Origin of the sequence: Nisaea acidiphila, from assembly GCF_024662015.1 — a bacterium.
In the GTDB taxonomy this organism is placed as follows: Bacteria; Pseudomonadota; Alphaproteobacteria; order Thalassobaculales; family Thalassobaculaceae; genus Nisaea; species Nisaea acidiphila.
The window spans coordinates 3,282,692-3,296,114 of sequence record NZ_CP102480.1 but is presented as its reverse complement, the minus strand read 5'-3'; the positions used below and the strand labels follow the sequence as shown (position 1 = coordinate 3,296,114).

General features: G+C 64.0%; 14 protein-coding genes. 1 reads left to right on the top strand and 13 read right to left on the bottom strand.

Annotated elements, in window-relative coordinates:
• Positions 1–3: 3 nt before the first annotated feature.
• The 13 genes from ftsH to NUH88_RS15300 all read right to left on the bottom strand — a co-directional run bounded on the left by ftsH (position 4) and on the right by NUH88_RS15300 (position 12,434).
• Positions 4–1,938 (bottom strand): ATP-dependent zinc metalloprotease FtsH, encoded by a 1,935-nt coding sequence (gene ftsH / locus NUH88_RS15360; RefSeq protein ID WP_308220067.1) that lies wholly within the window; start codon positions 1,936–1,938, stop codon positions 4–6.
• Between the two features lie 46 nt (positions 1,939–1,984).
• On the bottom strand, positions 1,985–3,406 hold the full coding sequence (gene tilS / locus NUH88_RS15355; RefSeq protein WP_257767281.1) for a tRNA lysidine(34) synthetase TilS: 1,422 nt from the start codon (positions 3,404–3,406) through the stop codon (positions 1,985–1,987).
• A complete protein-coding gene (gene ybgF / locus NUH88_RS15350; RefSeq protein WP_257767280.1) occupies positions 3,378–4,433 on the bottom strand; it encodes a tol-pal system protein YbgF in 1,056 nt (351 codons plus the stop codon). Before ybgF ends, tilS begins: the two co-directional genes overlap by 29 nt.
• 185 nt (positions 4,434–4,618) lie before the next feature.
• Positions 4,619–5,134 carry a peptidoglycan-associated lipoprotein Pal gene (pal, locus tag NUH88_RS15345; RefSeq protein ID WP_257767279.1) on the bottom strand — a complete coding sequence of 172 codons (516 nt, stop codon included), beginning with the start codon at positions 5,132–5,134 and terminating at the stop codon, positions 4,619–4,621.
• A gap of 169 nt (positions 5,135–5,303) precedes the next feature.
• Positions 5,304–6,674: a Tol-Pal system beta propeller repeat protein TolB gene (tolB, locus tag NUH88_RS15340; RefSeq protein WP_257767278.1), complete on the bottom strand. Its 1,371-nt coding sequence runs from the start codon at positions 6,672–6,674 to the stop codon at positions 5,304–5,306.
• 35 nt (positions 6,675–6,709) lie between these two features.
• Complete coding sequence (gene tolA / locus NUH88_RS15335) at positions 6,710–7,672, bottom strand: cell envelope integrity protein TolA (protein WP_257767277.1); 963 nt, start codon at positions 7,670–7,672, stop codon at positions 6,710–6,712.
• A gap of 5 nt (positions 7,673–7,677) precedes the next feature.
• On the bottom strand, positions 7,678–8,130 hold the full coding sequence (gene tolR, locus NUH88_RS15330) for a protein TolR (RefSeq protein ID WP_257767276.1): 453 nt from the start codon (positions 8,128–8,130) through the stop codon (positions 7,678–7,680).
• 3 nt (positions 8,131–8,133) lie between these two features.
• Positions 8,134–8,865, bottom strand: coding sequence for a protein TolQ (gene tolQ, locus NUH88_RS15325; protein ID WP_257767275.1), 732 nt, complete (start codon positions 8,863–8,865; stop codon positions 8,134–8,136).
• A gap of 43 nt (positions 8,866–8,908) precedes the next feature.
• A complete protein-coding gene (gene ybgC, locus NUH88_RS15320) occupies positions 8,909–9,379 on the bottom strand; it encodes a tol-pal system-associated acyl-CoA thioesterase (protein ID WP_257767274.1) in 471 nt (156 codons plus the stop codon).
• Positions 9,372–10,451 carry a Holliday junction branch migration DNA helicase RuvB gene (ruvB, locus tag NUH88_RS15315; protein ID WP_257767273.1) on the bottom strand — a complete coding sequence of 360 codons (1,080 nt, stop codon included), beginning with the start codon at positions 10,449–10,451 and terminating at the stop codon, positions 9,372–9,374. Before ruvB ends, ybgC begins: the two co-directional genes overlap by 8 nt.
• Complete coding sequence (ruvA, locus tag NUH88_RS15310) at positions 10,448–11,071, bottom strand: Holliday junction branch migration protein RuvA (protein WP_257767272.1); 624 nt, start codon at positions 11,069–11,071, stop codon at positions 10,448–10,450. Before ruvA ends, ruvB begins: the two co-directional genes overlap by 4 nt.
• Positions 11,068–11,646 carry a crossover junction endodeoxyribonuclease RuvC gene (ruvC, locus tag NUH88_RS15305; protein WP_257767271.1) on the bottom strand — a complete coding sequence of 193 codons (579 nt, stop codon included), beginning with the start codon at positions 11,644–11,646 and terminating at the stop codon, positions 11,068–11,070. Before ruvC ends, ruvA begins: the two co-directional genes overlap by 4 nt.
• A 35-nt stretch (positions 11,647–11,681) precedes the next feature.
• Positions 11,682–12,434: a YebC/PmpR family DNA-binding transcriptional regulator gene (locus tag NUH88_RS15300; protein ID WP_257767270.1), complete on the bottom strand. Its 753-nt coding sequence runs from the start codon at positions 12,432–12,434 to the stop codon at positions 11,682–11,684.
• A gap of 422 nt (positions 12,435–12,856) precedes the next feature.
• Here NUH88_RS15300 and NUH88_RS15295 point away from each other — a divergent pair, with 422 nt between their 5' ends.
• The gene (locus NUH88_RS15295) at positions 12,857–13,420 is read left to right on the top strand and encodes a response regulator (protein WP_257767269.1); all 564 of its coding nucleotides are present in this window, start codon (positions 12,857–12,859) and stop codon (positions 13,418–13,420) included.
• Positions 13,421–13,423 lie beyond the last annotated feature (3 nt).

Sequence of the window (13,423 nt, the reverse complement as noted above, 5' to 3'; positions counted from 1 at the left end):
GACTTATTCGCCGGGCTGGGGATCGGGCTCCATGCCACCACCGGTCTTGCCGGTACCCTCGGCGCCGCCGGTCGGCACGGACGAGCGGCGTCCGGCGCCAGGCTTCGGCCCGTCTTCCTTGTTCTCCTTGTGCAGGCTCTCGCCCGCCAGAAGCGCACGGATCTCGTCGCCGGAAAGGGTCTCGTACTCAAGCAAGCCCTTGGCGAGAGTTTCCAGCTCGTCGTGGTTCTCGGTCAGGATCCGGCGCGCGTCGGAATATGCCTCGTCGACGATCCGGCGGATTTCCTCGTCGATCACCTTGGCGGTCGCGTCGGAAACATTCTTCTGCTGGGTCACGGAATGCCCCAGGAAGACCTCCTGCTGATCCTGCGAATAGGCAAGGAACCCGAGTTTGTCGCTGAGCCCCCATTCGGTGACCATGCGTCGCGCCATGTCGGAGACCATGCGGATGTCCGAAGAAGCACCGGTGGTAACCCGGTCCTCGCCGAAAATAATCTCTTCCGCCAGACGGCCGCCGCAGGCGACGCGCAGGTCGGCATAGAGCTTGGCGCGGGAGAGAGAGATCCGGTCACCTTCCGGCAGGCGCATGACCATGCCAAGCGCACGGCCGCGCGGGATAATGGTGGCCTTGTGGATCGGGTCGCTGTCCGGGCAGTGCAGCGCGACCACGGCGTGACCGGCCTCGTGATAGGCGGTCAGCGCCTTTTCCTCGTCGGTCATGACCATGGAGCGGCGCTCCGAGCCCATCATGACCTTGTCCTTGGCTTCCTCGAACTCGGCCATGCCGACCACACGCTTGCCTTTGCGGGCGGCGAGCAGGGCAGCCTCGTTCACGAGGTTGGCGAGATCGGCACCGGAGAAGCCCGGGGTGCCGCGCGCGATGACCTTGGCATCGACGTCCGGCCCCAGCGGAACCTTCCGCATATGCACCTTCAGGATGCGCTCACGGCCGAGAATATCCGGGTTCGGCACCACGACCTGACGGTCGAAGCGGCCGGGACGCAGCAGCGCCGGGTCGAGCACGTCCGGTCGGTTGGTCGCGGCGATCAGGATCACGCCCTCGTTCGCCTCGAAGCCGTCCATTTCGACCAGCAGCTGGTTCAGGGTCTGCTCGCGCTCGTCGTTACCGCCGCCGAGACCGGCACCGCGATGACGGCCGACCGCGTCGATTTCGTCGATGAAGATGATGCAGGGCGCGTTCTTCTTACCCTGCTCGAACATGTCGCGCACACGGCTCGCGCCGACGCCGACGAACATCTCGACGAAGTCGGAACCGGAAATCGTGAAGAAAGGCACGTTTGCCTCGCCGGCGATGGCGCGGGCGAGCAGCGTCTTACCGGTGCCCGGAGGGCCGACGAGAAGACAGCCCTTCGGGATCTTGCCGCCGAGGCGCTGGAAGCGCTGCGGATCCTTCAGGAACTCGACGATCTCCTCGAGCTCGGTCTTCGCCTCGTCGATGCCGGCGACATCGTCGAAGGTCACGCGGCCGACCTTCTCGGTCAGCAGACGGGCCCGGCTCTTGCCGAAGCCCATGGCCTTGCCGCCGCCGCCCTGCATCTGGCGCATGAAAAAGATCCAGACGCCGATGAAAAGCAGCATCGGGAACCAGGAGATGAGGATGCCGAGCAGGCCGGACATACCCTCTTCCGGCGGCGCGGCGGAAATCCGGACACCGCCTTCGCGCAGCCGGTCCACAAGGCCCGGATCGCTCGGCGCATAAGTGGCAAAGTTCCGGCCGTCGTTGAAGTGGCCCTTGATCGTATTGCCCTGGATCATCACGTCGGTGACGCGGCCCTGTTCGACGGCACCGAGGAAATCGGAGAACGCGAAGTTCGGGTAATTGCCGGTCTTGTTCGAGCTGTTAAACAGATTGAACAGCGCCACGAGCAGGACGCCGACGATCATCCAGAGTGCGAGATTCTTGCCGAAATTGTTCACGCTGATCGTGCCTCGGTAGGGTTCATATTTAGCCGGAGGCCCATTCTTAGTCTCTCACCCCGACCCTGTCATCCCTGCCGGACCGGTACGCCTGAGCGACCCAGGGCACGGCGGGACGAAATTCTACTTGGAGGCTGCCGTCGTTCGAGCGCGGCGCCCCTGTCCATGTTTCGCAAAAGTGGGGGGCAAAGAGGCGTCCGTCAAGGTCGGTCACCACCGGGAGGGAACAGCGGACGCTCTGCGGCAGCCCTATTTCCAGCCCAGCCGGAGTGATCAAACGGCGCAGACGGCGTTCCCCGTCCCGGGTCAGCATATGTACCCAGGCAGGTCGATCGCCTTGCCAGGTTACGTCGAAACGGCCGTCCCAGCGCAATCCGCCGCGCGCCCTCAGCACTTCCGGACGCGGCTTCCGCGGCACCTCACGCGCGATCCAGATCTCGCCGGCACCGGACCGCCAAATGAGACAGCCGCCCAACGTCACCCGGCGGCGGCGCCCCTCCGTCACCCAAACATCGAGCCGTTCCAGACTCTCCCGGCGCGGCGGGTAGGCGCCGCCGCCGATGGATTGCAGCAGGCCGCTCGCCAGTTTCAGGCGAAGCGGACGCGGCAATCCGGCGACCGCCTCCGCATTGAGCCTTGCAAATCCGCGCCGATCCAGCACCGCGTGGTCCGTCAGGAAGCCGGCGAGCCTGTCGTCGCTCCAGTCCCGAAGCCGGGAAAAGATTTGCGCCATGCGAGAAAGCCTCCCGGCGCCGAGGCCCACCGCTTCCAATCCGTCCTGCTCTTCGCGAATGCGGATCCGCTCGAAGCGCCGGTCCCGGTTGCTCGGATCCTCCACCCACGACAAACCGCCGGCGAGGCATGTGAGCCGCAGCCTTTCCGGCGACACGGGCAGCAACGGACGCATGACCCGAACTCCCGCGCGCATTTGACGCGGCCGGATTCCCGCGAGACCATCGGCACCGCTCTCCCGACCGAGACGCATGACCATGGTCTCTGCCTGATCCTGAAGGTGATGGGCGAGGAACAAGGCCGACGCGCCGAGTTCGACCGCCCGTTCGATCATGAGGCCGAACCGCGCCGCTCTCGCCGCTGCCTGAATACCGCTCCCCGGTTTAGGCCCCGTCCAGCGGAGAATTTCGGCACAGATGCCGACGACACCGAGACGCGCCGCAACGCGTCCAGCCTCCTCGGCCGCCTCCGACCTCAGTCCATGATCGACAATGATCGCGCGGAACGCGTGCCCTCTTGCCCGGCACCACCGGGACAGCAGAAAACTGAGCGCCGTGCTGTCCGCACCGCCGGAGACGCCGGCAAGGAAAAGTGACGGCGGCATACCGGCGAGGTCGGGGTCGGCCTCAGCGAGGAGATCGCTGAATTCGGTATCGGAGATCGGCCCGAATGCGCTCAGTACGGCCTCCCGTTCCCCGGGGGCCGGATTAGCAGCCGATGCGCTGGCGTTCCGCATCCACCCGGCGCTTGATGTTGCTCGACGCATTTGGGAAGTCGGTCAGCAGCTTGTCGAAAGTCACGCAGGCATCGTCCTTGCGATCCATCCGGGCAAGCGAAAATCCCAGTTTCAAAAGGTTGTCCGCGGTCTTGGAACTCCCCGGATACTCGGTATATCCGGTCGCGAAGGTCTTGGCCGCCCGCGCAAAATCTTTCCGGACATAATATGTCTCGCCCAGCCAGTAGATTGCGTTGCCGGCGAGCGGATTCTTCGGATGCCGTTCCAGGAACAGGCTGAGCGCCTGTTCGGCAGCGTTGAAATCCTGTTTCTGCAAATACGCGAAAGCATGCTTGTACTGCTCTTCGGGCGTGCCATCCGGCAGAATTCCGCCGTTCGCGGGCGCACTTGCGACCGTCTCCGGTGCCTCGGCGGGCTCCGGTGCAACGCCGGCCGCCGGAGTCGGCTCATCCTCTAGAGACTTGATTTCCGATTCCTTCAGATAGCCGAAAACACCCTGTCCCTGACCTGGAACCGGGGTTTCTGCTGGCGCCGGCGCGCCTTGTGCCGCCGTGCCTCCTGCTGCCTCGGCACCGGCGGGCAAGCCGCCCTGTTCCAAGGTCTGCAGCCGGAAATCGATGTCGCGCACCAGACGATCCAGACGACCGGAGTTCTGCTCGACCTGGAACTCGACCTCCTCGATCTTGCCGGTAAGGGTCCGGATAAGGGTCTCAAGCTGCTGAAGGCGGACCTCAACTCTGGCCGCATAGCTGGAGTCCAGGGTACCGCCCTGCTGCAGGCCGGCGGAGACGGACGAACCGGAATTGCCGCCGGTGATCGGCGCAGGAGTAACCGGCGTCGCTGTGATACCGCTCCCGCCGCCGCGATAGAGCTGGCGCTGCAGGTCCTGCATGTCGCGCTCCATCCGGTCGAGGCGGTTCAGCAGGTTCTGTACGTCCTGCGCCGCCACGGGCGCTGCCACGGATGCGGCCAGCACGAAAACCGCTCCGGCCAGGCACACGCCGCGCATTCCAAAACGCCTGATCATCTTCCGAACTCCCGGCCTTTCTTCACCGCGAAAGCCTATCGTCACCGACCATTCGAGCAGGAATATGGCACCGCCCCGGCAATACCCACAGAAATTCCTCATCCCGAGAAACCCGACTCCACAACGACAACGCGCCGGCCTGGATGCCCAGACCGGCGCGGTCTTATTAGATTCTGGTCAGAACCTTAGTTGATGGTGCTCACACCACGGCGGTTCTGGGCCCAAGCCTCCTCGTTGCTGCCGAACGCGACCGGGCGCTCCTTGCCGTAGCTGATGGTCGCGATCCGGCCAGCGTCGATGCCGAGCGCCACCAGATAATCCTTCACGGCTGACGCGCGCCGCTCGCCAAGGGCGAGGTTGTATTCACGGGTTCCGCGCTCGTCGCAGTGACCCTCGACGGTGACCGTCGTGCTCGGATACTTGCGCAGCCAGAAAGCCTGACGCTCAAGCGTTGTACGCGCCTCAGCGGTGAGGTCGTACTTGTCGAAACCGAAGAAGACCCGGTCGCCAACTTCCGCGACGAACTCTTCACGCGAACCCGGAGCGGCCGTAACCGCGCCGCCGGACGCCGAAGAGGTGGGCTGGTTCGCAGCCGGAACTGTCGATCCTGCGCCGCCCGACTGGGAAGCAGTCTCCTGGTCGGTCGAACACGCAGCAACGAGCAGAGCCGCAGCTACGATTGAAAGAAACTTCTTAGCCATTCTGATACACCCCCACGGAAGTGAGCCTTCAATCCAAGTTAACGGTCGTGCCCCTTAGACTCGATAGCCGGACGCGCCAATCCTTTGTGTTCTCTAACAGATTTCAGTGGATTGGGATACCCGCTCGTTTCCGGATTTGCTCGATCGCGCGAAATATATTTGCACGCGATTAGGGAATCAAGGGAGACCACGCCGGATCGGAGGCATCCACGGGTGTGACGATTTCACGCTCGTTATACCCAGTAAGGTCAATGGAATAGAGCTTGGTCTTGCCACCTCTCCCGGATGAATCGGACGGGAACTGCTTGAAATATATCAATACTCGGCCGTTTGGAGCCCAGGTTGGCGCCTCCACAAGATAGCCTTGGGAGAGCAGACGCTCGCCGGTTCCGTCTGGCCGCATGACCCCGATATAAAATTGTCCGCCAGTGATCTTCGTGAAGGCGATCAAATCTCCGCGGGGAGACCAGACCGGCGTCGCGTAGCGCCCCTTGCCGAAGCTGATCCGCCGGACGTTCTCGCCGTTCGCATCCATGACATAGATCTGCTGGCTGCCGCCCCGGTCCGAGTTGAAGGTGATCTGCGCGCCGTCGGGAGAGTAGGTCGGCGAGGTATCGATCGACGGGCTGTTGGTCAGCCGCCGGACCCGCCGGGTCGCGAGATCCATCGTGTAGATATCGGTGATGCCGTCACGGGCAAGGCTCATAATCACCCGATTCCCGTCCGGCGAGAAACGCGGCGCGAAGGTCATGCCCGGGAAATCGCCCAGCACTTCCTGCTGGCCGGTCTCGATATTGAAGATATAGACCCGCGGCTGATCGTTGTAATAGGCGAGATAAGTGATCTCCTGCAGGGTCGGCGAGAAGCGCGGGGTCAGCACCAAATCGCTGCCGTCGGTCAGGAACCGGTGGTTGGCGCCGTCCTGATCCATGATTGCCAGCCGCTTGTTTCGCCGGTCCGGCGGGCCGCTTTCCGCGATATAGACGATGCGGGTGTCGAAATATCCGCTCTCCCCGGTCATCCGCTGATAGATCGCGTCGGAAATGATATGGGCGACGCGGCGCCAGTTCGCGGGCACCGTCGTATAGGCGTTTGCGACCATCTGCTGCTCTGCGAAGACGTCCCAGAGGCGGAATTCAACCTTGATCGCCCCGCTGGACTCGAAACTGACCGCGCCATGCACCAGCGCCTGCGCGTTGATGATCCGCCAGTCGCCGAAGCGCGGCAGGGCGCTCAGCGAGACGTTCTGCTGGATGAAGGCGGATTTGCTGATCGGCGCAAACAGCCCGGAGCGTTCGAGATTGGCGGCGATCACTGCGGCGATATCACGGCCGATCTGCGCGCTCTCTCCGTTATTGCCGCCGAAATCGGCGATCGCGACGGGCAGCGGATCCACCTTACCCTGCGTGATGTCGATCCTGAGCTCCGCGCGCGCCGTGCCGGCGAAGAAGAGCGCGGCCAACAGAGCGGGGAGCAACAGATGCCAGAACAGGGCAGTACGGGTGAACTCGATGACGCGGGACGGTCCAGCGAACCTCATGATCGGCCTCTCAAGTCGGTCGTGATCGCGGATCTTCACAGCAGATCCCTCGGGTTGAAGGTCATGGTGATGTTCTTCCATGACTCGTATTTCTCCGGCGGCAGCGGAAGCTTGCCGCAGCTCAGAACGGCGCGCCGCGCACTCTCGGCGGCGGTGCGGAAGAAGGTGTCGCGCGACAGCCGTCCCTGATCGACGATGCGGGCATCGCGCACGGTGCCGTCGGCACGCATCTGCAGCGCGATCTCGATATAGAGGTCCTCAGCATCCTTCGCGCCAGCCGGTACGTTCCAGCACTGAGCGATCTGACGGCGCACAGCGTCGATCTCGCTGATCGAAACCTGGCTCTCCGGGTCGAAAGCCTTGTCGGAGCGGCTCCGCGCCGGCGCATTCAGCTTCGCGAGCACGTCCTTCAGTGGATCCGGCTTGTCCTTTTTCTCCGGCTCCTCTTTCTTCGGCTTTGAGGCGACTTCAGGTTCGGTCTTCTCAAGCGTCTTCAGGAGGCGCGAGAAATCCTGCTTCTTGTCTTCCTTCTTCGGCTTTTCCGCCGTGTCCTTCGGCGTCGGCGCGGGCGCCTTGGGCTTTGGACGCGGCTTCGGTGCCGGCTGCGGCGCCTGGGCGACCTTTTCCGGTTCCGGCTCCTTCTCGGGCACCGGTTTCGGAATTGGCGCGGGTTCCGGCTCCGGCGCTTCCGCGACCGGTTTCGGTGCTGGCTCCGGCGTCGGGGCAGGCGGCGGAGGCGGTGGAGGCGCTTCGGCCTGCGGCGGCGGAGGCGGCGCCTCCTGCGGTTCCGGCGCCGGCGCGTCCGGTTCCGGCTCCTTCGCCTCCTCCGGTTCGGCCTGCGCCGTCGGGGTGTTCGTGATCTCCGTGATCGGGACCATATCGACGATCACCAGCTGTTCCGGAAGGATATCGTCGTTCCGGAGCTGGGGCAGCCCGAACCACGCGAACGCGAAGACCGCCGCATGCAAGCCGACCGATATGGAAAGGCCCGTCCGCATCTCGTCTAGTTCGCCCCCTTCACGTCCGGAATCTCGGCCAGCAGGGCGACCTTGGTAAAGCCGGCGGCGCTGATCAGCCCCATGACTTCCATCACCGTGCCGTACTGGATCGACTTGTCGCCGCGCACGAAGATGCGCACGTCCGGACGCTGCCCGGTCACGGCATTGAGCCGCGGGATCAGGTTTTCGCGCGGGACCTCGGTCTCCTGCAGAAAGATCACGCCCTCGGCGTTCACCGAAACCACGAGCGGCTCGACCTCGTCGGTGAGCTGCGCCGCTTCGGTCTTCGGCAGGTCGACCGGAACGCCCACGGTCAGCAGCGGCGCCGTGACCATGAAGACAATGAGCAGCACCAGCATGACGTCGACCAGCGGCGTCACGTTGATCTCGCTCAGCGGCCGGTAGCGCTTGCGCCCGCCGCCGTTACCGCGTCCGTTTCCGACCATGAAAGCGGCCATGGATCAGCCCCCTTCGTCGAGCTGACGCGAGAGGATGGACGCGAACTCGGCGGAGAAGTTTTCCAGCCTGCCGGCGAAACGGCCGAGATCCGTCGAGATCTTGTTATAGGCAATGACCGCCGGGATTGCGGCGATCAGGCCGAGCGCAGTGGCAAAGAGCGCCTCGGCGATGCCGGGAGCCACCACCGCAAGAGAGGTGTTCTTGGTCGCGGCGATCGACTGGAAGCTGTTCATGATCCCCCAGACCGTGCCGAAGAGCCCGACGAACGGCGCGACGGATCCGACCGAGGCAAGGAAGGTCATGTGCTTTTCCAGCCGGTCCATCTCGCGGCCGATCGAGAGATGCATCACCTGCTCGATGCGCTGGCGCAGGCTGGCGCGGATCTCCGAGCCCTTGGCGGCGAGCCCTTTGGCGGCAGAGCGGCGCCATTCCCGCATCGCGGCCGAGAAAACCGCCGTCATCGGATCGCCCGGCTGCGAGCCGATCCGGTCGTAGAGGTCTTCCAGAGACCCGCCCGACCAGAAGCTTTCCTCGAACTGTTCCGCGGCTTTCGAGAGGCGCCGCAGCTTCATCGACTTGTCGACGATGATCGCCCAGCTCCAGATCGAAGCGCCGATCAGCACGATCATCACGGTCTTCACGATCCAGTCCGCGGCCAGGAACAGGCCCCAGATGCTCATGTCGGTGGCGGCCGTACCCCCAAGCGCTACGGTGTCGACGACTGTTGTTTCCATCTAGATGCTTATCCCCGGATTCCTGAACTTGCGTCTCGCGCGGTCACTCGTTCGTCCCAGCCATGGTCTGCCGGTCCAGTTTCGCCCGGACCGATTTCGGAACCCGGACCGGCCGGCCCTTGCGGTCGAGGCACGCGATGGTGCTGTCGACCCTGACCAGATAGTCAGCGGTTCCCGCTTTCCTGATTTCCTGTGCCACCTCGAATGAGGCGCCCTTGGTCTCCGCGATCCTCGTCACGATATCCAAAGCATCGTCGAGACGCGCCGGAAGGCGGAAATCGATGACGCTGCGCCGGACCACGAAAAACACTCCCTCTTCGTCGGAAAGTTCCGACTGGGAGACGCCGGCATCGCGCAGATATTCCGTGCGCCCGCGCTCGGCGAAGCGCAGGTAGTTGGCGTGATAGACCACACCGCCGGCATCGGTATCCTCGTAATAGACCCGTGTGCGGAGCACATGCGCTCCGTCCGCCGTGAACGAAGTCACCGCCGGCGCCAGCTTCCGCTCAGACATCGCACCCCTCGGGATCGTCCTCGAGAAGGGTCATCTGCGCGACTTCGGCCGGCGTTCGGTTCGGCGCGGCGAGCCCGAGATAGCGGTACGCCGCCTCGGAGAGCACCCGACCGCGCGGCGTACGCTGCAGAAGCCCCTGCTGCAACAGATAGGGCTCGATCACTTCCTCGATCACGTCGCGCTGTTCGGAGAGCGCGGCCGCCAGGGTTTCCGCCCCGACCGGACCGCCGCCGTAATTCTCCGCGATGCAGCGCAGATATTTCCGGTCCATCGCATCCAGGCCGCGATCGTCGATATCGAGCCGGTTGAGCGCTCCGTCGGCCGCCTTCTGGCCGATTTCCTCGACCCCGGCGACGGCGGCGAAGTCCCGCACCCGCCGCAACAGGCGGCCGGCAACCCGGGGCGTGCCACGGGACCGGTTGGCGATTTCCGCCGCGCCGTCCGGCAGCAGGTTCATGCCCAGCAGGGAAGCCCCGCGCATGACGATGCTCTGCAGTTCCTCCGGATTGTAGAACTGGAGGCGCAGCGGAATGCCGAAGCGCTCCCGGAGCGGCGTCGTGATCAGGCCGGAGCGCGTCGTCGCCGCCACCAGCGTAAACGGCGGCAAATCGATGCGGATCGAGCGCGCGGCCGGTCCCTCGCCGATGATGAGGTCGAGCTGAAAATCCTCCATGGCCGGATAGAGCACTTCCTCTACGGCAGGATTAAGGCGGTGTATCTCATCGATGAAGAGAACGTCGCGCGCCTGGAGATTGGTGAGCAGCGCGGCGAGATCGCCCGCCTTGGCGATCACCGGGCCGGAGGTCGCCCGGAAGTTCACCCCGAGCTCGCGGGCGACGATCTGCGCCAGCGTGGTTTTGCCGAGACCGGGCGGGCCGAAGAACAGCGTGTGGTCCATCGCCTCTTCGCGCGCCTTGGCGGCTTCGATGAAGACCTTGAGGTTTTCCCGGCTTTGCTTCTGGCCGACGAAATCGTCAAGGCTGAGCGGCCGGAGTGCCCGCTCCGGCGTGTCCTCGGTCGAGCGCTCGCCATCGACGAGCCGGCCGCCTTCCTCGTCTTCCCAGGCGCTCACGAGGCGAGTTCCTTCAGGCCGCCGGTGATGAGCTGGTCGAGCCCGGCATCGGCGCCGGCGGATTTGGCGGCCGCATGGACGGCGCCATAGGCGACGCTGCGGTCATAGCCGAGATTGACCAGGGCGGAAATCGCATCGGCCACGGCAGCGGACTCGTTCGCGGGCGCCGCGCCCTTTCCGGCCGGAGCCGTGGCCGCGATATCGGCGCCGAGCGAGACATTGACCGCCTTGTCCTTCAGCTCGTTGACGATCCGGCCTGCGAGTTTCGGGCCCACCCCGTCGGCGCGGGTCAGCATCTTGGCGTCGCCCGCCGCGACCGCACGGATGATCTCGTCGGGCGAGAGCGCGGAAAGGATCGAAAGCGCCGCCTTGGCGCCGACACCCTGCACCGTCTGCAACAGTTTGAAGCAGTCCTGCTCGCCCTTGTCGGCAAAGCCGTAGAGGTGGATATGATCCTCGCGGACATGGGTCTCGACATGGACCGAAACCTCGCCGCCCCGGTCGCCAAGCTTCGCGAGCGTACGGCTGGAGGCAAAAATCAGATATCCGACGCCGGCAACGTCGATCACCGCCGAGCCGTCACCGAAGGAGTCCAGGATTCCGCGCAGTTTCGCGATCACAGCCCCATCTCCTTTCTGAGCGCCGCCTGTACGGCCTTCTCGTAACCGCCGGTCGCGGATTGTTTGCGGATACGGGAGACCCCGACCTTGTCTCCGAAGGCATGCCGGCTCTGGGCGAAATGCGCGTGGCAGACCGCGACGGCCAGCGCATCCGCCGCGTCCGGCGACTCGAAGGCTGCATCCGGCAACAGCTTGTTCACCATGACCTGAATCTGGTCCTTGTTGGCGTGCCCCGCACCGACAACCGTCTTCTTCACCCGGTTCGGCGCGTACTCGGTCACCCGCATGCCTTTCTTCGCTGGGGCGAGCAGAACCGCGCCACGGGCAAGACCGAGTTTCAAAGTCGATTCCGGGTTCTTGTTGACGAAGGTCTCCTCGACCGCCGCCTCGTCCGGGCGATGGGTCTCGATGATTTCCAGCACGCCGTCATGCAGCTCCAGAAGCCTCTCGGCGATGCTCCGGGACGCCGTCGACCGCAGCGTCCCGTTAGCGACGTGACGCAGGCGGTTGCCGTCCACGTCAATCACGCCCCAACCGGTGAAGCGGAGTCCCGGATCGAGACCGAGAAGCCTCATGTCAGCTGCATCTCCCCGTTTCGTCCCGACCGCCGTCAGGCCGCCGCCGTCAACTTGCGCATGACATCATCCGGAATCTCGAAATTGGCCGAGACCGACTGCACGTCGTCATTGTCCTCGAGAACCGCGAGCAGCTTCATGATGGTTTCGGCCTGCCCCTCGTCGACCGGCACCGTGTTCTGCGGCTTCCAGGTCAGTTCCGCGTTTTCCGGCGCACCGAATTGCTCCGACAGCGCCTCGCGGACAGCGCTCAGGTCGTCCGGCGCGCAAGTGATGACGTGGCCGTCGTCGGAGGATTCGACATTCTCCGCGCCGGCTTCGAGCGCCGCCTCGAACATCGCGTCCGGGTCGGCCTTGTCCGCCGGATAGCTGATCTGCCCGATCCGGTCGAACATGAAACTCACCGAATTGGTCTCGCCGAGCGTGCCACCGTGCTTGGAAAAAGCCGCGCGCACCTCGGAGGCGGTCCGGTTGCGGTTGTCGGTCAGCGCCTCGACGATCATCGCGACACCACCCGGCGCATAGCCCTCGTAGCGGATATCCTCGTAGTTATCGTCCTCGCCGCCGCCCTCGGCCTTCTTCAGGACACGGTCGATATTGTCCTTCGGCATGTTCGCCTCGCGGGCTGCCTGGATGGCGGAGCGCAGGCGCGGATTTGCGCTCGGGTCGGTACCGGATTTCGCCGCAACGGCGATTTCACGGATCAGTCGCGTGAAAAGCTTGGCGCGCTTTTTATCCTGCGCGCCCTTCCGGTACATGATGTTCTTAAATTGGGAATGCCCAGCCATTACCTTCAGTCCTCAAGTGAGTCCGGCTCCTGCGAAACACCGGCGCGGCGGCGTAAGCGCCCGACCGTTCCGGCGGGCCGGAACAATCTGCGAATCGGTCGCCAAGTCAAGAGCGCCGGACAGAGAGTTCCTCCACCAGCCCCGGATTTCCGCCAAAACCAGCCAGACCCTGTCTAGTCGATTTAAATAAATTCTATACCAGATATTGTGTCCTAGCGCACCTTTGTCGGTGGCTTTTTGCACTTACTCTACAAATCGCCATATGCGGCATTTGCTAATTTTATTCGCCACTTTGGATTGAGAGAGAAATAATCTGACTATAGCCTTACCTATCGGAAGTCGATTAAACTCCTCGATCTCAAAGCGATTTTCGAAGGCCCCCGGAAAGTTCAAGGCAATGGGGCCGGGAAACAGGGTTCGTAATGTCACAAGGGCCGATCAACGAAGCGCGCTTTCAGCGCCTCTGCGTGATGATCGTCGAGGACAGCCAGCCGATGCGGGAGGTCCTGCGGGCGATTCTACAATCGATCGGCGTCAAGAACATCATCGACGCCCGGGACGGCAATCACGCTATCCGCAAGCTCGGCGAGTACCAGGTCGACGTCATCATCACCGATTGGGTGATGGAGGAAATGGACGGGGTCGAGCTGACACGCTGGATCCGCACCTCGGAGCACAGCCCGGACGAGTTCCTGCCTATCATCATGGTGAGCGGCTATACGGAATCCAATCGCATCGAAATGGCGCGCGATGCCGGCGTGACGGAATTCATGGCCAAGCCCTTTACCGGTGTCGGCCTGATCCAGCGCTTGGTCGCGGTGATCGAGCATCCCCGCCCATTCGTGCGGACAGACGATTACTTCGGCCCGGACCGGCGCCGCAAGGTTGAGCCGTTCGACGGCGAGGAACGCCGGGAAGCCGAGATTCGCAACCGCGATGCGCGGGCGAAGAGCGCGGCGCGAGAGCCCAGTCATGCAGGATCGTGAGGG

Bases quoted from the DNA above. Each gene is read 5' to 3' on its own strand.
- tilS (WP_257767281.1), bottom strand. From the start codon at position 3,406: ATGCGGAACGCCAGCGCATCGGCTGCTAATCCGGCCCCCGGGGAACGG.
- ybgF (WP_257767280.1), bottom strand. From the start codon at position 4,433: ATGATCAGGCGTTTTGGAATGCGCGGCGTGTGCCTGGCCGGAGCGGTT.
- pal (WP_257767279.1), bottom strand. From the start codon at position 5,134: ATGGCTAAGAAGTTTCTTTCAATCGTAGCTGCGGCTCTGCTCGTTGCT.
- tolB (WP_257767278.1), bottom strand. From the start codon at position 6,674: ATGAGGTTCGCTGGACCGTCCCGCGTCATCGAGTTCACCCGTACTGCC.
- tolA (WP_257767277.1), bottom strand. From the start codon at position 7,672: ATGCGGACGGGCCTTTCCATATCGGTCGGCTTGCATGCGGCGGTCTTC.
- tolR (WP_257767276.1), bottom strand. From the start codon at position 8,130: ATGGCCGCTTTCATGGTCGGAAACGGACGCGGTAACGGCGGCGGGCGC.
- tolQ (WP_257767275.1), bottom strand. From the start codon at position 8,865: ATGGAAACAACAGTCGTCGACACCGTAGCGCTTGGGGGTACGGCCGCC.
- ybgC (WP_257767274.1), bottom strand. From the start codon at position 9,379: ATGTCTGAGCGGAAGCTGGCGCCGGCGGTGACTTCGTTCACGGCGGAC.
- ruvC (WP_257767271.1), bottom strand. From the start codon at position 11,646: ATGAGGCTTCTCGGTCTCGATCCGGGACTCCGCTTCACCGGTTGGGGC.
- NUH88_RS15300 (WP_257767270.1), bottom strand. From the start codon at position 12,434: ATGGCTGGGCATTCCCAATTTAAGAACATCATGTACCGGAAGGGCGCG.
- NUH88_RS15295 (WP_257767269.1), top strand. From the start codon at position 12,857: ATGTCACAAGGGCCGATCAACGAAGCGCGCTTTCAGCGCCTCTGCGTG.